This is a genomic window from Peribacillus sp. NPDC097197 (genome assembly GCF_050278025.1).
Classification (GTDB): domain Bacteria; phylum Bacillota; class Bacilli; order Bacillales; family DSM-1321; genus Peribacillus.
On the sequence record NZ_JBNNST010000007.1, the window covers coordinates 90996 to 108319 of the forward strand.

The window sequence follows — 17324 nt, forward strand, 5'->3', positions numbered from 1 at the left end:
CCCATGGATCATTTACTCATTTTTAAAGCATTATCTAATGAAAAAAGACAGTTAATCTTACAGTGGTTAAAAAATCCTGAAGAAAACTTTATTCATCAACAACATGATGGACAGTTCAATGATGGCGTGTGCGTCGGGAGTATCCAGGAAAAATCGGGTCTCGCACAATCGGTCATCTCCAGTTACCTTGATATGATGCAAAAGGCGGGGCTCTTGGAATCCAAACGGATTGGTAAGTGGACCTATTATCGCCGTAATGAGCAAGTCATCAAGGAATTAGGGGAGTTCATCAAAAAAGAGTTATAGGTAGAATTTCGCGGAAACTCTGCCTATTTTTTTACCATATCATATCTACATATTTAGATATGTTGAAATGAAATTGTTGGAAGAAGGGATAACACACATGAAAAACACGAATAAACAACTTCAAGACCTTTCTTTATCCGTTTTGGATTTAGTGACGGTTTTACAAGGAAAAGTGCCTGCGGATTCCTTTCACAATGGACTTGATCTGGCTAGAAAAGTAGAGGACTTTGGCTACGAACGATATTGGTTGGCAGAGCACCATAATAGCCCAGGTGTCGCAAGTTCGGCCACTTCGCTATTAATCGGTTATATCGCCGGCGGTACAACCAAAATCAGAGTCGGTTCTGGAGGAATCATGCTACCGAACCATGTACCGCTAGTGGTCGCGGAACAATTCGGGACGCTGGAATCACTTTATCCGGGGAGAATTGATTTAGGCTTGGGACGAGCACCGGGAACGGACCAAATAACAGCACGGGCCCTACGACGGAATGTCGGTGGCTCCGGGGAAGACTTTCCTTCCAATATAGTCGAGTTGCAAAACTATTTAAGCACGAATAAATCCGGTCCAGTCCGGGCGTTTCCTGGAGAAGGCACGAATGTCCCTCTATGGATACTCGGATCGAGTCTATTCAGTGCAAGACTTGCCGGCATGATGGGCTTGCCATATGCGTTTGCGAGCCACTTTGCTCCATCGTATTTAAAGGACGCGCTAAAGCTCTATAAAGATTCCTTCCAACCATCTGAACAGTTAAAGGAACCCTATGCAATCGCCTGCGTGAATGTAGTGGCAGCCGATACGAATGAGGAAGCCGAACGCTTGGCGACTTCCCTGAAATTGTTCTTCCTAAACGTGATCAGGGGAGGGCAGGAACTGTTGAAACCGCCTGTCGATAACCTGGATACGTACTGGAGTCCATACGAAAAAGCCGCCGTCAATCAGATGTTGGAGTACACATTCATCGGCGATTCCACTAAAATCAGCCATGAACTACAAGCATTTCTTGATGAAACGCAAGTGGACGAGATCATGGTCTGCTCACATATTTACGATCACGAAGCACGTGTTCGTTCGTACGAAATCATGTCGCAAATCGTTAAAACTAAATGACGACCTACCCCCGGGTGCACCTGCATCCGGGGGTTTTTCTGTGTTGATGGAGCTTGGGGTGGCGGCGTTTGACCGATAAATAGTGGGATTTGACCGATAAAACACTGATATTGACCGATAAAAGCTGCAACTTGACCGAAAAACCATCGAAATGGACCGATATGGAGAGGGATTCTCGAAAAATTGCAAAAAACTCATCAACAAAAGAGACCTAAACTTTGTTGATGAGTCCGATATCGCCGAAAACCCCTCATAATGCGTAATAATCACTGAAAATGCACCTTTTATTATATTGATATAGTAAAAATAACGAACGTATTAAATTAATGGTCGTTATTAAGAACAAAAATAAAAAGTATGAATGCATAAACATGCATAAAATCAACCGAACTGTTTTCTTTGTTTCAATTTTTCGACTAGTACAGTGTGTGGGTGAATACCGAATTAGGTAAATAAGGTACTACTTGTCCATTTTCTTGTGTAAATACCAAAGGCAAGGATTGGACTCCTAATATCATTCGTTTTGGTCACAGATTTATATAATTTACCTAAACATACAAAAATAACCATATTTATCATACTATAAATATGAGTGCAATATCTCGAAGATTTTCGAAAAAAGTCATGTTTATTAAAATGCAGAGTAGTGTGTGTGCTTTAATAGTAGGGCTGAGTTGAGATGTATCCCGCCCTAAGGAGAACTACTTAAAAGGCGTTCAAGCTCTTAAAAACGAAGGATTTATTTAGAAGGTAAATGTAATTTAATTTGGACAAACAACCTTGAACAAGCAATCTCTACATCCAATAAAAAAAGAAGAAGCAACCCATGTTCCATCTGGTTACTTCTTCTTTTATAGAAAATGCAAATACATCTATGTCAGTTGTCAGAATAGTGGCTGACACAGGGACGTGATGCAGTTGGATTCGAATACCCTACTATTATTGTGCGGATTTTAATAGTTCTATGACCTTTTTCGCAACGGCCGCGCCTGATGCTGGATTTTGTCCAGTGACAATGCGATTATCAGCTACAGCGAATGCTGCCCAGTCATCGCCCTTCACGTAATTGGCTCCTCTATTGACAAGCTCATCTTCTGTTAAGAATGGAACCGTTTTGTCTAGTCCAAGTGCGATTTCTTCCGTATTTGCAAAGCCTGCAACCTTTTTGTCAGCAATTAAATAGTTACCTTCTGCATTTTTAATATTTAATAAGCCTACAGAACCATGGCATACAGCTGAGACGATCCCGCCATTTTCATGGATTGCACTAGCGATACTTTGTAACTTTTCATCTTCAGGGAAATCCCACATTACCCCGTGCCCACCTGTATAATAAATGGCATCATAATCTTTAGGATTAATCTCATCTGCCGATAAAGTAGTGCCTAGTTTCGTTAAGAATTCATTGTTTGAATAATATTTCCAATCCAATTCAGTCATTTGATCGGCTTCCAAGCTGTGTGGATCAATCGGTGTAAACCCACCTTTAGGACTAACGTAATCGATTTTATAGCCTTCTTTTTCCACCTCGTCCACGAAGTGAACGGCTTCTCCCAACCATAATCCTGTTGCACGTTCCTGATTTGGATATTTAGAAACATTAGTGACTACTACTAAGATATTTTTCATTATACATTCTCCTTTTTGTTTGATAGTATTTACCTTAAAGGTTAAACCATACTTTAAGTCAAGGAGGAAGCATTTTGTATTCCATTCAAGAAGCTAGCCGTTTAGCTCAGGTTCCTTCAAGCACTATTCGATATTATGAAAAGATAAACGTACTTCCTCCTATTAAAAGAAATAAACAAGAACATCGTATATTCGATGATAAAGACATAGAAATCCTTAATTTAATAAGATGTTTCCGAAATCTAGGCATGTCGATTGAAGAGATACGAGCAAGCATGTCAACCATACATTTAGAACAAGAAGATATAGATACTAAAGAAATTTTGTTTCAGCATAAGAAAAAATTAGAGGAGCAAATTGGTATTTTGAATGCTTACATTCGTGAAATCGAGAAAAAAATAGTTAATTAAAAGTGCTCCTTGAAAAAACGACCGAAGGCTTTGTGCCCCGGTCGTTTTTGAATCCTGGGATTAAGATGACATCGTAATTCCGCCATTGATATGAATGCATTGTCCTGTAATGTAGGCACCTTCATTCGATGCGAGTAAAACGTAGGCTCCGGCGTGGTCGGCTGGTTGACCTGGGCGGCCGAGTGGTGCCTCGGTGCCGAATTCAGCTACGGATTTTTCATCGAATGTCGCTGGAATAAGTGGAGTCCAGATTGGGCCTGGCGCTACCATGTTGACACGGATTCCTTTACTTGCCACATTCTGTGCGAGGCTTCGAGTGAATCCGACGATTGCACCTTTTGTCGCAGTGTAATCCATCAATGTCGCGTGTCCTCTATAAGGGTTGATGGATGTCGTGTTGATGACCGAATTGCCTTGTTTCATATGTGGAACCGCATATTTGCTCATGTAAAATACGGAATAGATATTGGTGCGGAACGTTTTGTCCCATTGCTCGCCCGTAATATCTTCGATTTTCTCGGTCGGATATTGTACGGCTGCGTTATTGACCAGGATATCTAGTTTACCGAATTCGTCCAATGTTTTTTGAACTAATTCCTTACAATTCGATTCCACGGAAACATCAGCAGGAAGTAGTAGGCATCGCACGCCTTCCGCTTCAATCAGTTTCTTCGTTTCCTCTGCATCGCTATGTTCGTTCAAATAGTTTACGACCACATGGGCACCTTCTTTTGCATACGCGATGGCGACCGCACGTCCGATCCCGCTATCTCCACCTGTAATCAAGGCGACTTGATCTTTTAATTTACCTCTTCCTACATAGTCCGTTGGTTGAATCGGAAGTGGATTCATCTCTGATTCAATTCCAGGCTGTTTGGACTGTGTTTGTCCCGGTTGTCCGTTTTTTTGCTGTTCATAGATATTCAAAAAAATCTCCTCCTCCAAAATAGTAATCTACTAATACTTTAGCCATCGTGGAGGGCGGTTAAACATATAATTCCCAACGGATTAACAGGAAAACGGTTACAAATATCATCGCTGTTTTTTCCTTCTATATAGGGGACGACAAAAAAAAGCTTCGATTCCCTGTCTGCCCCTGTTATATGACAAGGGTTTAAAGGGTGATGCGTTATTGAGAACGGGAATACACTCCTTTCTCCCATTTCCAGCTGTTTTTCCAGGTCATTAAAGAAAGTGGAAGAAAGCCGATTGAAGGCTTTTCTCCACTATACTCCCTGAAAAATCATGAAGAGCACGAAAACTACGTTCACGGCTATCAAAATCTTACCAAAGGGATTTTTTATGGCCAAAATAGAAAATACAAGCGCTGCCAAGAAAGATCCAAGAGCGAGTTTTGGTGGGAAATAGGCAAAATCTAATAGACTTACCATAGGAAAATATAAAAGGAACATACTAACCAAAATAAAAATCATCGAAAAAAGCAAGGCCATCGACAGATAAATAAAAGTCCTGATTTTCCTCATGTGTCGTTTCTCACTCGTACTATTCACCATTTTCCCCTCCTGATATAACGTGACTTACACCCTCTTCTTCTCCCACTCTTCGGCCAACATCCCATACACGATATGATCCACATAATGGTCATATAACCATTCGGCTTGTCTGATACAGCCTTCATTTACGTACCCCAATCGTTCGGGAATGCTTCTGCTTTTTTTATTGGCGACCGCCGCCCTGATTTCCACCTTGTTCAGGTGCAACTCGTTGAAAGCATAGTCGGTCAATGCCTTGGCCACTTTGGTCATCACTCCATTCCCTTGAAATTCTTCTCCCAGCCAATATCCGATATAGGCTGTTTTGTTTGCCCAATTAATCTGGTTGTACCCGGCTACACCGGCAATTTCCCCCTGATATAAAATGACCGTTGTCATGCTCGCATTATGAGCAAACCCGTTCAAGCAGTGTTGAATATAGGATATTGTATCCTCAATCTTGGTTGTCCTATCCAACCATGGCAGCCATTCTCGTAAATAATTTCTTGATAGGTCCGTTAGCTGGAGAATTTTCTTGGCATCCTTCATTTCTAGCATCTTCAAAGAAACTTCTTCATCAATCTTATGTATAAACATCTCTTTACCTCCTACTTATTTCCTTATTATTGAACTATTTTACTATAAAATGGAGGCAAGGTTGAAAAAAATTTATGAATGAGGGAACTTTATCCATATTTAGATGCTCTACTTATAAAAGGGGAAATTGGAAAGGAGAGACTAGCATTTGTGATCACATCGATTTCGGAAAATAAGGTATTGGAGAAAATTAAGAAACAAGATATGAGCGCTGTGATAGATTGGTTTACTACTAGACAATCAAAGTTTTATAAACTGGGGTGGTCGTATCTGAAGAACCATCAGGATGTGGAGGATGTTTTTCACAATACAATCATGAAGGTGCATGCCAAGATCGGCCAGTTGAAGGAAGACCGATCGTTTGAATCATGGGTCACTTCGATATTCATCAATGAGTGCCGGGCCATTTATCGGAAAAGGAAGCCTAGTGAAATGGAATTCTCACAAGATATGGGGGCGGCTTCTCACTTTCAGGATGAGTTGGAAATGTTGGATGACCTGGACCGCCTGGATGAAAAGTATCGGGAAATGATCATGTTACGGTACTTTCAAGGCTATTCGCAAAAGGAAATCGCCACCATTTTTAAACTACCGGTCGGGACCGTTAAATCCAGAATATATAGAGGACTTTTGATGCTGAGAAAAATAATCGAAGGCGGTGACGGAGATGAAGTGTAAAGATATACAAGCCGATTTACTGGATTATCTGGAAGGCGTTCTAGATGAGATGAGAACAATAGAGATGGAAGAACACATACAGGAATGTGAAGGCTGCCGAAAGGAAATGAACGGGTTGAAACAGGTGATTGCGGGCCTTGAGTCAGGAAACGATAGCATAGTAGTTCCGGAGGATTTCATGACTGGGGTTCGCGCTAGGGTTTCCACCACGCAAAAAGGCAGGCGCACGTTTATACCCAACCATCGACTTCGGGTGATGATGGGGATGGCCGCCGCGTTATTCTTACTGGTATTCATGGGGACGGCGGTAGCGACGAATGGCTTTGGAAGTGTGATGGATTGGTGGAAGGATTCAACCAACAAGCAAACTGAGCAGGTGGAAAGCTATATCGAGCAGGGGCTTGGAGAGAAGTTGAACCTTGTGGCTGAAAGTAATGGGGTGAAGGTGACCATTACGAATGTGGTGGCCGATGACATCCAGACGCTGATTTATTATGAAGTGGAAGATAGAAAGAAGGAGAACAAATATGGCATCAATTTCACTGAAGGGCTGAAAATCGCTAATCAAGATCGAGATTGGGACAAGGAAGATGATTCTACGTTTTCACCCATCAATAGTAGTTCGGCCCTCTATTCGGAAAAGGATTATGTGTATAAAGGCGAACTTGGCGCGTTACCGATGTCCGCTGAGGAAGGAACGATTCAACTGGAGCTTACTAAGCTTGAGAAAATGATAAATCAATCATCAGAAGGAGAAGGTTCTGAAGGGATTCCTGGGGGAAGCAATGAGTTCATTGAAGGGAAATGGCATTTTGACATTCCTGTGAAGAAGCATCCAGCCCTCGTATATGCGATTAAAAAGGAAACGAAGATCGAAGGCAATCCCGTTATATTTGATAAAGTGACGATCGCCCCGACGGCGACAATCTTATCCTATCGCTACCGGAACGATAATGATGAGAAAAACATGGAGTACCTTCAAATGGCCAGTATCGAAAGTGACGGAACATTTGTTTATCCAATAATGGGTAGCGGTGGTGGGGGAGGAAGCGCAGCTGGCTGGAATTCAACGGAGGCAACATTTGAATCCCTATATTTCAATCAACCAAAGGAAATCCGTGTTCATATGGGTCCTGCTTCATTCTTTGTAGAGGATTCAGCCCGTTTCGCGATTGACCCTTCAAAAGAGCTCCCACAAACATTTGAATATTTGGGGAGTGGGATTTCCATCGATTCGATAAAGGTCGGTAAGCCTACTGAAGTCGTGATGACCGAAGAACTCAAACCCAAACGGAAATATGAAACGCTTCATTTTCATTTTTATGATAAAGATGGGCAAGGATCATCAGGTAATAGGAGGGATGGCTATTACAGAGATAAAGAGGGGCATACGTATAAAGCAAGCGAGAACTTTCACCGTTTGAACGAATTGGAGCAACCGAGATTCTTCTCGACCAATCATCAAATCGAGCTATCAACGGATGATGGCAAGGAACCTTTTGTCCCCATCGGGATAGAAATTGAGGGATATTCCATCACGACCTTTTACGACCAAGTGATTGAGATTCCGTTGGAGTGAAGTCGCAAGTGAAAGTCTGATACGCTGTCAAATCGTATCAGACTTTTATATTTACAGATTTCCCTTTTATATTATAGCTATGTTAAAGTTATTGTTTGATTTAAAAAAGCACATAAAAACCTTTAATAAAGACATTGATTTATTCTTCGACCAAAGCTCTGTTAGTGAAGTAAGAAATAACGAAGCCAACTAATCCAAGTAATGTTTGGATGATGCTTAATATCAGAAATTGTCCTGTTGGTAAGTACCATTCTCCCACCAACCTAGTTGATATAATCGTACAGAAGAAAAGCAAAGCACCCATAGTTAAGGTCATTATAAATATTATTTTTTCTTTCTTTATAAATCCCCAAATGGAAGCAAAGGCATTTCCCATTCCAAAAATAATCATTCCAAATGAAGCTAGGCTCGCCCAACTATTAAATGGCAATTTACCTATCCACTCAGGTGGGAATGTTTCGAAAACTCCTCTTCCTAAAAGCATTGACACACCCATATAAAAAGCTCCTAAAGACAACAATAAATTGTAAAAATTCAAAATTTTTTTTAGTAACATACTTTTAATCCCCTTTCATTCCCACTTTAAATTATCATTCGCTTGGTGAATACTAATACCATACATTAAATCTCCAAAATTTCCCACCGAAACTTATCAATGATTATCAAAAAAGAGAACCCGTTACTTTAAGCGAGGTACCCTTTATGTATCTACCACAGCTTTAGCTTAAAATTAAACCAGTTGAAGATCGCTTCAAATTTTATAAATAATATAGGCTGTGTTAAAGTTCTTGGTTGATTTTGAAAAACTCATAATCATTTGTTGTTTCCTGTTTATAATTTATGACATAGGGGTAAGTCACTAGCCTAAATACCTTTTCACCCGGTAGAGAAATCGGATTACCAAACGGCATTTGGGTAATTAATTTCCAGTTGGTTGGTATATTCCATTCTCCTTTCACTTCGTCATGAATTAGTGGATTATAATGTTGTAAAGATGCCCCTAATCCTGCTTCTTTTAAAGCTGTCCATATTAAAGCTTGAGGACCAAGATATAATCAAAAGGGTTGTGTACCCACAAGTCCCACCGAAAGTAGAGTATTCACTCACTGAATATGGTAAAACGCTTGAGCCCGTTATGAAGTTTTTTGCATGAATGGGGAGTTAATCATCTTAAACACCTTGAAGAAGTCAAAGATTGACTATAACTTGAGGGTCATCTAAATAAGTACTATAGAAAACCCATGACAATTGGTATGGGTTTTCTACTTTGAATCTTTAATAATGAGATTTCATCTCACCAAGCGTACGCTTCTCGCAATCTAGTTAAAAACATTTAAAAGGAATTTTATAGCCATTTGGTGTATGATTCTTACAATTATAATGTAAGCGGTAGCTCATTTGCAGAGGTAAAAAAGTATAAAAAGGAGATTGAAAAATAAAACGTTAGGAGAATACATATGCTCATCCTCATTCTGATCATCGCCTTGCTGCTTTATGGCGGTCTTGTCTATTATATCGGATGGCGGGGATATCGCTGGCTCCGCCCGGAATCATCAAGCCGGCGTTTCAAGATACTTTATAGCCTCGTCCTCGTGCTGGCAGCCAGTTCGCTTTTTGTCGGCCGCATGTCTGGGCTCACCTTCATAAATATTGTGGGTGCTTATTGGATGGCATGCTTTTATTTGCTGTTACTGCTCGTTCCCCTTGCCCATATTACGGTAATCCTCTTGCGCCTAACTCGGCTACCAAGGCACATAACACATAAATGGGCGGGCATCGTCACGATAGGCTTGGTTGTTTTTTTTCTAGTATACGGGACATATAACGCATACAGCCCCGTTGTTCGCAACTATGATATCAAGATGGAAAAAGGCTCCTCTACTCTTGATAGCCTTCATATTGCGATGGCGGCAGATACACACTTTGGTCTGCTGTCAGGTAAAAATCACGCGGAGCGTTTGGTTAAGGAAATGAACGCGCTCCAACCAGATATCATCCTGTTGCCAGGCGATCTCTTCGATGATGATATTCAGCCTTTCCTTGATCAAAAAATCGATCAGACATTATCCAAGCTCCATGCCCCGTACGGAGTCTATGCATCGCTTGGAAATCACGATAGGCATGATGGTACGATAAAGGAACTAATCGAAGCTTTGGAACAGGGCGGAATCACTATCCTCTATGATGAGATCGTAGACGTTCAAGGGCAATTCACGCTCGTCGGGCGCAAAGACCGAATCGATCACGACAGGCGACCATTAGACTCACTGATGAATGGTGTGAACCTTACAAGACCTACTATATTACTGGACCATCAACCATATGAACTTGATAAAGCACAGCAGGCAGGCGTTGACTTGATGCTGTCAGGTCATACCCATGGCGGGCAGGTCTTCCCAGGCAACCTCATTACTGATGCCATTTATGAAAATGATCGGGGCTACTTGCAAAAGGGACAGATGCATTCGATTGTAACGTCCGGTTTTGGTTTTTGGGGTCCGCCTATCCGGATTGGTACACGCTCCGAAGTCGTTTCGATTCAAATCCAGTTCGAATAGGATAATTTCAGCAACGACCAATCTTGTTTTTAGCAAAAGGAACCCAGTAACTGAATTCATGGTTACTGGGTTTTCTATTGTGTGAAATCATCTCGTAAAGTTACAGGTAATTCGTCCATTTATCGATTATTCTTGTTCATACGAAGTAATTGTTCGCTTAAATATTCAGGCGTTTCCTTGAATCCCCTGGATACCCATTCGATGACCATCCCCAAGATGGCGTTGGCCTGATAACTTGCCGTATAATCCGAATGAAAGTCATCTGGATGGAGGATGTTTTCCTCGATGGAATCCTTTAAATAAACGCGGATGATGTCAAATAACGTATAGTAATACATCAGTGGCGCCTTTCTGTTGAAAACAATGGAATAAAAGGTATCGAACGTCTTTACATGATGAAAGATACGGACCATATGTGGTTCTAAATTCGCAATATGATTGTTTGTTAAATGAAAGGGCTCATAATAGGCTTTCTTCAAATCAATCGTGATTTCTTCAAAGTACATTTCAAACAACTCCGGTACATCCTGAAAATGTAAATAAAATGTCCCCCGGTTCACGTTTGCTTCTCTGCAAAGTTCCGCAATCGAGATCTTTTCCAGTGGTTTTTTTTCAAGTAAGGTCAATAAGGCCGTTTGCAAATTCTTCTTTGTTTTGATCACCCGTAAATCTTTTTTCATTGTATTTCTCCTTTAACGGACACATCATCCTAAATCTGTCTATTTATGAACACATTCTACCATTTTTGTCGATTGTACATATTCATTCTTTTCATTATAATTTTTATTGAACAAGTGTTCAATAAAATGGTGTGTAAGGGGGAGTATTTAATGAAATTACAAGATAAAGTAGCAATCGTCACAGGTGCAGCGTCAGGTATGGGGAAAGCCATTGCGGAAGGTTATGCAACTGAAGGGGCGAAAGTAGTGGTTTCGGATATGAACTTAGAAGGTGCAAAAGCTGTTGCTGAAGCGATCGTGGCTGAAGGTGGAACGGCATTTGCAATCGATACGAACGTAACAAAATCTGCTGACCTAGAACGCTTATTCGATGAAACATTAAAAACATACGGACAACTGGATATTTTAGTGAATAATGCTGGCATCATGGACGGCATGGAGCCTGTCAACGAAATTTCAGATGACCGTTGGGATATGATCTTTGCCGTAAACACGACAGCTGTCATGAAATCCATGCGCATCGCGACAAAACTATTCCTAGAGCAAGGGCACGGAGTCATCGTGAATAATATTTCTGCGGGCGGCCTACATGGCGGACGAGCAGGTGCAGCTTACACAGCTTCTAAACATGCGGTGGTCGGTTTAACTAAAAACACGGCATTCATGTTCGCTGACAAAAACATTCGTTGCAATGGCATCGCACCAGGTGCTGTCTTGACGAACATCACTTCATCGATGACTAGCGTTTCTGAAGTGGGTGTAGCTCGTCAAGGGTTGGGAATGGCCCTTAACCCGCGTGTCGGCCAAGCAGAAGAAATTGCTAAATTGGCTATCTTCTTAGGATCCGAAGATGCTAGCTTCATCAATGGACAAGTCGTTACAGCTGATGGCGGTTGGACAACTTATTAATCCAAACCTTATATTGAAGATTTTAATTTGATACGGTATACCTAAAAGCACCTCAAAACCTAGCGGTTTTGAGGTGCTTTTTTATTTCATAAATAGTAAATAGGGTTGAATTTCCATGGGTAGCGGGAGACAAAAGTTTGTCCTTCTTACCGGGGAGAGCCTTGCATAAATGGGTACATTCACGAACAGAATAGGAAAAGAAAAGGAAGGTCGGTGCCATGTTTTCATTTATAAAAGGAAAGCCTGATTCGGGAAATGATGAAAAGAATAACGGTCAAGATCCTTCTAGTGCTAAATTAAAAGACTATTTGGAGATGACATTGAAAGCGAATCTTGAAGTTTTGAAGAAGAAAACGGGGAACAGTTCGGATATCGTGATTCGATCATTATCTGAAAAAAATTTCAAGGTGAAAATTGCCATTGTATATATTAAAGGTTTAATTGACACTCAAACTTTACATGATTTCTTAATAGAGTCCATTCTTAATAATCCTGTGTTACACGAAAAGTCCATTCCTAAAGAGGCTTTACAGTTTATTGGCGAAGAGGTTATTGCTCTTGGAGAGATTAAAGAAGTTGTTGATTGGGATTCTTTATTCACGGACCTGATGTCAGGCAACACCATCATTTTTATAGATGGGGTAAGGGAAGCTCTCAGTGCCAGCACGCAGGGTGGAGAGAGACGTTCCATTCAGGAATCGACTACAAGTATTGCTATTCGTGGTTCAAAAGAGTCCTTTACGGAATCCATTGAGACTAATATAGCAATGGTTCGTAGAATAATTAATACTCCAGATTTGTGGAGTGAGTCCATGAAGATAGGTAAAACAACGAAAACGGATGTATCGTTATTGTACATAAATGGTATTGCAAAAAAGGAAATCATTGAAGAAGTGCGTACCCGATTAAAAAGGATTAACATCGATGGCATTCTTGAATCTGGATATATCGAACAGTTAATTGAAGATGAGACAAAAACGACGTTTCCGACCATCAACCATACAGACCGGCCAGATAAGATTGCAGGTAATCTACTTGAAGGGAAAATTGCCATATTTGTTAATGGGACGCCCTTCGTATTGCTTGTTCCCGCCTTATTTAATGATTTTTTTCAATCTGTTGAAGATTATTATGAACGGTTTGACATTTCTACGGCGATTCGCTTTTTACGTATCGCCATCTTCTTTATTTCTCTTGTAGGACCAGCAGTCTATATCGCTGCTACCACCTCCCATCAGGAGATGCTTCCAACAAAGTTGGTCATAATCATTGCGGCACAACGTGAATCGGTCCCATTTCCGGCATTTCTCGAAGCGCTCATCATGGAAATAACCTTTGAAATTTTAAGAGAAGCAGGCCTACGCATGCCTAAAGCGATAGGTTCGACTATCTCTATCGTAGGGGCGCTTGTCATTGGGCAGGCAGCTGTACAGGCAGGCATAGTCTCACCGGCAATGGTCATTGTCGTTTCAATAACAGCCATTGCCAGCTTCGCAACACCTTCGTATGAAGTGGCTATATCTGCACGTATGATCAGATTTGTATACATGTTAAGTGCCGCGGTATTCGGTTTCTATGGAATCACCCTTGCCTTTATCGTCCTAATTGTTCACTTATGCAGCCTGCGCTCATTCGGTGTCCCTTATATGTCTCCGTTGGCCCCATTCATAAAGGATGAAGTCGGAGATACGATTTTCCGTAGGCCACTTTGGGCTTACAAAAAGAAACCAAGATTAATGAGCGAATCTACTAATACTGGACAAGGTGAAACTCAGAAACCTAAGCCCCCAGGACCTCGTAACATGGTGAATTCTACCGTAAGAAAAGGTGGTCGCAATGAACCATAAATCGATTTTTCTTTATATGATGATGATATTCCCCATTTTCCTATCAGGGTGTTGGAACCAGAAGGAGTTAAACGACCTAGCCATCATTTCTGCTATGGCGATTGATAAGAATGATGATGGAACCTATACCAAGACGATACAAATAATCAATCCAGGTAACGTAGCAGGAGGGCTCCAGGGCGGTGGGGGCGGACAAAGTCCTGCTGTTTCCGTATACAGTGCTAAGGGGCATAGTACGCTGGAGGCTCATTTCAACGCAACATCGAAAGTCTCTCGTAGGCTCTATCATGCTCATGCAAATCTACTAGTCATCAGTGAAGAACTGGCAAAGGAAGAAGGAATTTCAACCATTTTAGATGCTTTTGAAAGGGATCCAGAAATCAGAGCCACATTAAAACTTGTGATTGCCCATGATACAAAAGCGGGGGATTTGCTTAAAACGTTGACGGCCATAGATAAAATTCCTGCAGAGAAAGTGAACGGCACATTAAAAATTACTGAATTAACAAAAGGAGAGCATTTGGAGGTTTCCATTCAGGAATTCATTTCTGTACTTACTGCCGATGGAAGGGAACCGGTCCTCAGCGGCTTTCGAATGAAAGGGAAGGTCAAACAGGGCAAAGATATGACGAATGTTCAAAAGTCGGAGCTCGATACAACACTGGAAGCGCACGGGCTAGCCATTTTTAGAGACGGGAAGTTAATTGATTGGTATCAGGGCGAAACCTCCCGAGGTGTTGTTTGGATACTGGACAGAATTAAAGAAACCGATGTTGAACTGGATTGGAGAGGGAATAAAAATAGCCTTGTCTATAATGTTATCCGTCAAAAAGTTAAAGTCACTGCTGACACGAAGAAGGACCTCCCTGTCATTACGGTACGAATCCGGGCGGAAGGAGATATTCGCGAAGTAAGGACACCCATCAATCTAAATGATCCTTCTATAATTTTGGAATTGGAAAAAGTAGTGAGAAAAGAAATCAAAAAGGAGCTAGAAAAGACAGTTAAGAAGACTCAACTAAATAAAACGGATATTTTCGGATTTGGCGAAGTGGTTCATCGGTCCGACCCAAAGCAATGGGAAGGTATGAAAAGTGAGTGGAATGAAGCTTACTTCCCGAAATTGACCGTAAAGGTTGAGGTAGAAGCTTTTATCAGGCGGAGTGGGTTAAGAAAAAATTCGTATCTTTCAGATATGTAAAGTCTAAGATGGGATGTGAATTTTATTGGAAAAGGCAAAGATCAGTACACATCAGCTGTTCGTGCTTATTGTCTTGTTTGAACTTGGCAGTGCGATATTGGTCCCCCTCGCGGTTGAAGCGAAACAGAATGCTTGGCTGGCTATACTAATTGGACTGTCAGGCGGGTTATGCTTATTTTTGATATATTATGCTCTTTTTTCGTACTATCCAGATATTCCTTTGACCGAATATCTGCAAAAAATACTAGGTAGCTTTGTAGGGAAAATATTGGCTTTCTTTTACATCCTTTACTTTATTTATATTTCCGCTAGAGTCCTGAGGGATTTTGGGGAACTTTTGATCACGGTCTTCTTTCCAGAAAGTCCATTATTTATTATGAATGCACTGATGATCATAGTCGTCGTGTATACAATTAGAAAAGGGATCGAGGTCCTGGCCCGAACTGGAGAATTGATTTTTATTATTATCGCTTTACTCGGCATCAGCGGCTTCATACTAATTAGTATTTCTGGAAGTATGCATATTTCTAACTTGCAACCTGTATTGGAAGAAGGATTAAGGCCAGTCCTAAAAACCGCTTTTACTACTCTATACTTTCCATTCGGTGAAATTATTGTATTCACCATGATTTTTCCCTTTTTGAACAAGCCCGAAAAGGTGATGAAAACAGGATTATACGGACTAGGGTTAAGTGGCGTGATTCTGGCACTGATCATGACAATAAATATCAGTGTACTCGGTGTGAGTCTACTTTCACGCACGCAGTTTCCCCTTCTTTCTACTATCCAGACCATAGAGCTAGCTGGGTTTTTAGAAAGATTGGATGTTACTTTTATGCTATCCTCCGTTTTTGCAGGCTTCTTTAAGCTAGGTGTTTTTTTCTATGCATCTGTGGAAGGTACCACTAATTTGTTCCAGATCAAAGAATCTTCTGTATTGGTTTATCCAATGGGGTTCATCGTCTTACTACTATCGATATTAATTGCCAGCAACTTTTCAGAACATGTATATAAAGGACTAGAGGTTGCTCCTTTGTATATCCATCTTCCCTTTCAGTTGGTTATTCCTCTTTTCCTTCTGCTCATTGCTTTTATCAAGAATAGGAAAGGGAAGGATGAAGGAATGAATGTGAACTGATAAATCGGTGGGACTAAAATCTATGGGGAGCGTGTTAAGGCTTGAAAGTATTAGGAATCTCTATTTTGATATTTGTATGCTTGATTTTGTTTTCGTTAGGAATAGATATGCTCATAGGCTTTGATGTGCCCACTTCCATTATAGACACGTTTAATCCTTTTCTTGTCATGGAGGTAGAGGAAGTGGTTCTTTTCTTTCTTTTTATTATCTATATAGTTTGCATTTCTACTCTAGCCATTTATCGAAACCGTAAAAAGAAGCAAGGAACAACAAAAGATTAAATATAAAAAACATAGCGCAAAACTCTTGGCTTTATTGATTAAGGACTTTGGGAGGCGTGATTATAGGGGTTTGCTACCCAACCCCTTTTATCTGAATATTATGTAAAAATATGTATGATTAATAGTATAATAAATGAAAACTTATAGAATGATTGGAGAGATGGGGATGATTTTACATACATGTATTTCAGGAGAAGGGTTCCCGCTTGTATTGATTCATTCAGGCGGTATGACGGGATTAACGGAGTATGAAGAACAAAGCGATTATTTTTCAGAGAGGAATTTCAAAGTGATTCGTCCTGATTTAAGGGGCCATGGTCAATCGGAGGGTCCGATTGATCATTATTTCAGTCATTGCGCAGACGACATCCATGACACATTGAAGGCATTGCGGATTGAAAAGTGCCATATTGCCGGAGTTTCCCTTGGCGGCATAGCCGCTTTATTATTTGCTAAGAAATATCCCGAGCAAGTGTCATCCTTAACCTTCTCCGGAATTTTCCCCATTGAGCCGGATAATTGGAAGGAGCTTTCGAAACAAGAAGCAGAGCATCACGAACAACTATTTGAAAATGAAGAAGTGGTTTCTATTTTAGATGGAATGCATGGAAACAATGACTGGAAAGCGTTACTCCGCTCTTTTCAAGGAGATGATTTTTATCCGTTCGCCGAAACGGGTGATGTTTCCCACCTTCCTGTTCCGGCTTTGTGTATGGTCGGCGAAGCAGAGAAAAACGAAATTTCAGCGGCTGTAACCTATAAGCAATTGAATTCGGATATCCACGTTTCTATCATTCCATTCGCGGGACATTTGGTGCACAGAGACCAGCCCGAATTATATTCACGAACACTACATACTTTTATAGAGTCACTGGATAACAATTCTTCGATAGTAAAGGGGTGAGTG

Annotated in this window: 17 protein-coding genes and 1 pseudogene; 12 read left to right on the forward strand and 6 right to left on the reverse strand. The window is 40.9% G+C overall.

The features are described from left to right. The first annotated feature begins 3 nt into the window (after positions 1–3). Both ACQKL6_RS11260 and ACQKL6_RS11265 read left to right on the forward strand, forming a co-directional pair. On the forward strand, positions 4–306 hold the full coding sequence (locus ACQKL6_RS11260) for an ArsR/SmtB family transcription factor (protein WP_402874996.1): 303 nt from the start codon (positions 4–6) through the stop codon (positions 304–306). A 97-nt stretch (positions 307–403) separates the two neighbouring features. Then, complete coding sequence (locus ACQKL6_RS11265) at positions 404–1417, forward strand: LLM class flavin-dependent oxidoreductase (protein ID WP_427651099.1); 1014 nt, start codon at positions 404–406, stop codon at positions 1415–1417. Between the two features lie 939 nt (positions 1418–2356). On the opposite strand, the gene ACQKL6_RS11270 is transcribed toward ACQKL6_RS11265, so the two are convergent. After that, positions 2357–3046: a type 1 glutamine amidotransferase domain-containing protein gene (locus ACQKL6_RS11270; RefSeq protein ID WP_427651100.1), complete on the reverse strand. Its 690-nt coding sequence runs from the start codon at positions 3044–3046 to the stop codon at positions 2357–2359. 74 nt (positions 3047–3120) lie between these two features. Between ACQKL6_RS11270 and ACQKL6_RS11275 the strand changes: the two genes are divergently transcribed. Further along, positions 3121–3456, forward strand: a complete 336-nt coding sequence (locus tag ACQKL6_RS11275; RefSeq protein ID WP_403080368.1) for a MerR family transcriptional regulator — start codon at positions 3121–3123, stop codon at positions 3454–3456. 60 nt (positions 3457–3516) lie between these two features. Here ACQKL6_RS11275 and ACQKL6_RS11280 read toward each other — a convergent pair whose 3' ends face one another. After that, positions 3517–4383 carry an SDR family oxidoreductase gene (locus ACQKL6_RS11280; protein WP_427651101.1) on the reverse strand — a complete coding sequence of 289 codons (867 nt, stop codon included), beginning with the start codon at positions 4381–4383 and terminating at the stop codon, positions 3517–3519. Between the two features lie 611 nt (positions 4384–4994). After that, on the reverse strand, positions 4995–5546 hold the full coding sequence (locus ACQKL6_RS11285; RefSeq protein ID WP_403080370.1) for a GNAT family N-acetyltransferase: 552 nt from the start codon (positions 5544–5546) through the stop codon (positions 4995–4997). Positions 5547–5624: 78 nt separating this feature from the next. Between ACQKL6_RS11285 and ACQKL6_RS11290 the strand changes: the two genes are divergently transcribed. Both ACQKL6_RS11290 and ACQKL6_RS11295 read left to right on the forward strand, forming a co-directional pair. Beyond that, a complete protein-coding gene (locus tag ACQKL6_RS11290; protein WP_427651102.1) occupies positions 5625–6224 on the forward strand; it encodes an RNA polymerase sigma factor in 600 nt (199 codons plus the stop codon). After that, positions 6214–7803, forward strand: a complete 1590-nt coding sequence (locus ACQKL6_RS11295) for a DUF4179 domain-containing protein (protein WP_427651103.1) — start codon at positions 6214–6216, stop codon at positions 7801–7803. Before ACQKL6_RS11290 ends, ACQKL6_RS11295 begins: the two co-directional genes overlap by 11 nt. A gap of 139 nt (positions 7804–7942) precedes the next feature. Here the strand turns inward: ACQKL6_RS11295 and ACQKL6_RS11300 are convergent, their stop codons facing one another. Both ACQKL6_RS11300 and ACQKL6_RS11305 read right to left on the reverse strand, forming a co-directional pair. After that, positions 7943–8359, reverse strand: a complete 417-nt coding sequence (locus ACQKL6_RS11300) for a hypothetical protein (protein WP_427651104.1) — start codon at positions 8357–8359, stop codon at positions 7943–7945. A gap of 223 nt (positions 8360–8582) precedes the next feature. Then, positions 8583–8843, reverse strand: a pseudogene (locus ACQKL6_RS11305) (hypothetical protein); the annotation flags it as partial. Between ACQKL6_RS11305 and ACQKL6_RS11310 the strand changes: the two are divergent. Both ACQKL6_RS11310 and ACQKL6_RS11315 read left to right on the forward strand, forming a co-directional pair. Then, positions 8798–8956 carry a winged helix-turn-helix transcriptional regulator gene (locus tag ACQKL6_RS11310; RefSeq protein ID WP_402987417.1) on the forward strand — a complete coding sequence of 53 codons (159 nt, stop codon included), beginning with the start codon at positions 8798–8800 and terminating at the stop codon, positions 8954–8956. The pseudogene ACQKL6_RS11305 and the gene ACQKL6_RS11310 sit on opposite strands and share 46 nt — an antisense overlap. A gap of 304 nt (positions 8957–9260) precedes the next feature. After that, complete coding sequence (locus ACQKL6_RS11315; protein ID WP_427651105.1) at positions 9261–10361, forward strand: metallophosphoesterase; 1101 nt, start codon at positions 9261–9263, stop codon at positions 10359–10361. Positions 10362–10480: 119 nt separating this feature from the next. On the opposite strand, the gene ACQKL6_RS11320 is transcribed toward ACQKL6_RS11315, so the two are convergent. After that, on the reverse strand, positions 10481–11041 hold the full coding sequence (locus tag ACQKL6_RS11320; protein WP_402873959.1) for a TetR/AcrR family transcriptional regulator: 561 nt from the start codon (positions 11039–11041) through the stop codon (positions 10481–10483). 150 nt (positions 11042–11191) lie between these two features. On the opposite strand from ACQKL6_RS11320, the gene ACQKL6_RS11325 reads away from it, so the two are divergent. From ACQKL6_RS11325 to ACQKL6_RS11345, 5 genes are all read left to right on the forward strand, one after another. Next, positions 11192–11950 carry an SDR family oxidoreductase gene (locus ACQKL6_RS11325; RefSeq protein ID WP_427651106.1) on the forward strand — a complete coding sequence of 253 codons (759 nt, stop codon included), beginning with the start codon at positions 11192–11194 and terminating at the stop codon, positions 11948–11950. 218 nt (positions 11951–12168) lie between these two features. Then, complete coding sequence (locus tag ACQKL6_RS11330) at positions 12169–13797, forward strand: spore germination protein (protein WP_402957212.1); 1629 nt, start codon at positions 12169–12171, stop codon at positions 13795–13797. Between the two features lie 16 nt (positions 13798–13813). Continuing rightward, on the forward strand, positions 13814–14998 hold the full coding sequence (locus ACQKL6_RS11335) for a Ger(x)C family spore germination protein (protein ID WP_427651107.1): 1185 nt from the start codon (positions 13814–13816) through the stop codon (positions 14996–14998). A gap of 25 nt (positions 14999–15023) precedes the next feature. Then, positions 15024–16136, forward strand: coding sequence for a GerAB/ArcD/ProY family transporter (locus tag ACQKL6_RS11340; RefSeq protein ID WP_427651108.1), 1113 nt, complete (start codon positions 15024–15026; stop codon positions 16134–16136). Between the two features lie 447 nt (positions 16137–16583). Next, positions 16584–17321 (forward strand): alpha/beta fold hydrolase, encoded by a 738-nt coding sequence (locus tag ACQKL6_RS11345; RefSeq protein ID WP_427651160.1) that lies wholly within the window; start codon positions 16584–16586, stop codon positions 17319–17321. The last annotated feature ends 3 nt before the right edge of the window (positions 17322–17324 follow it).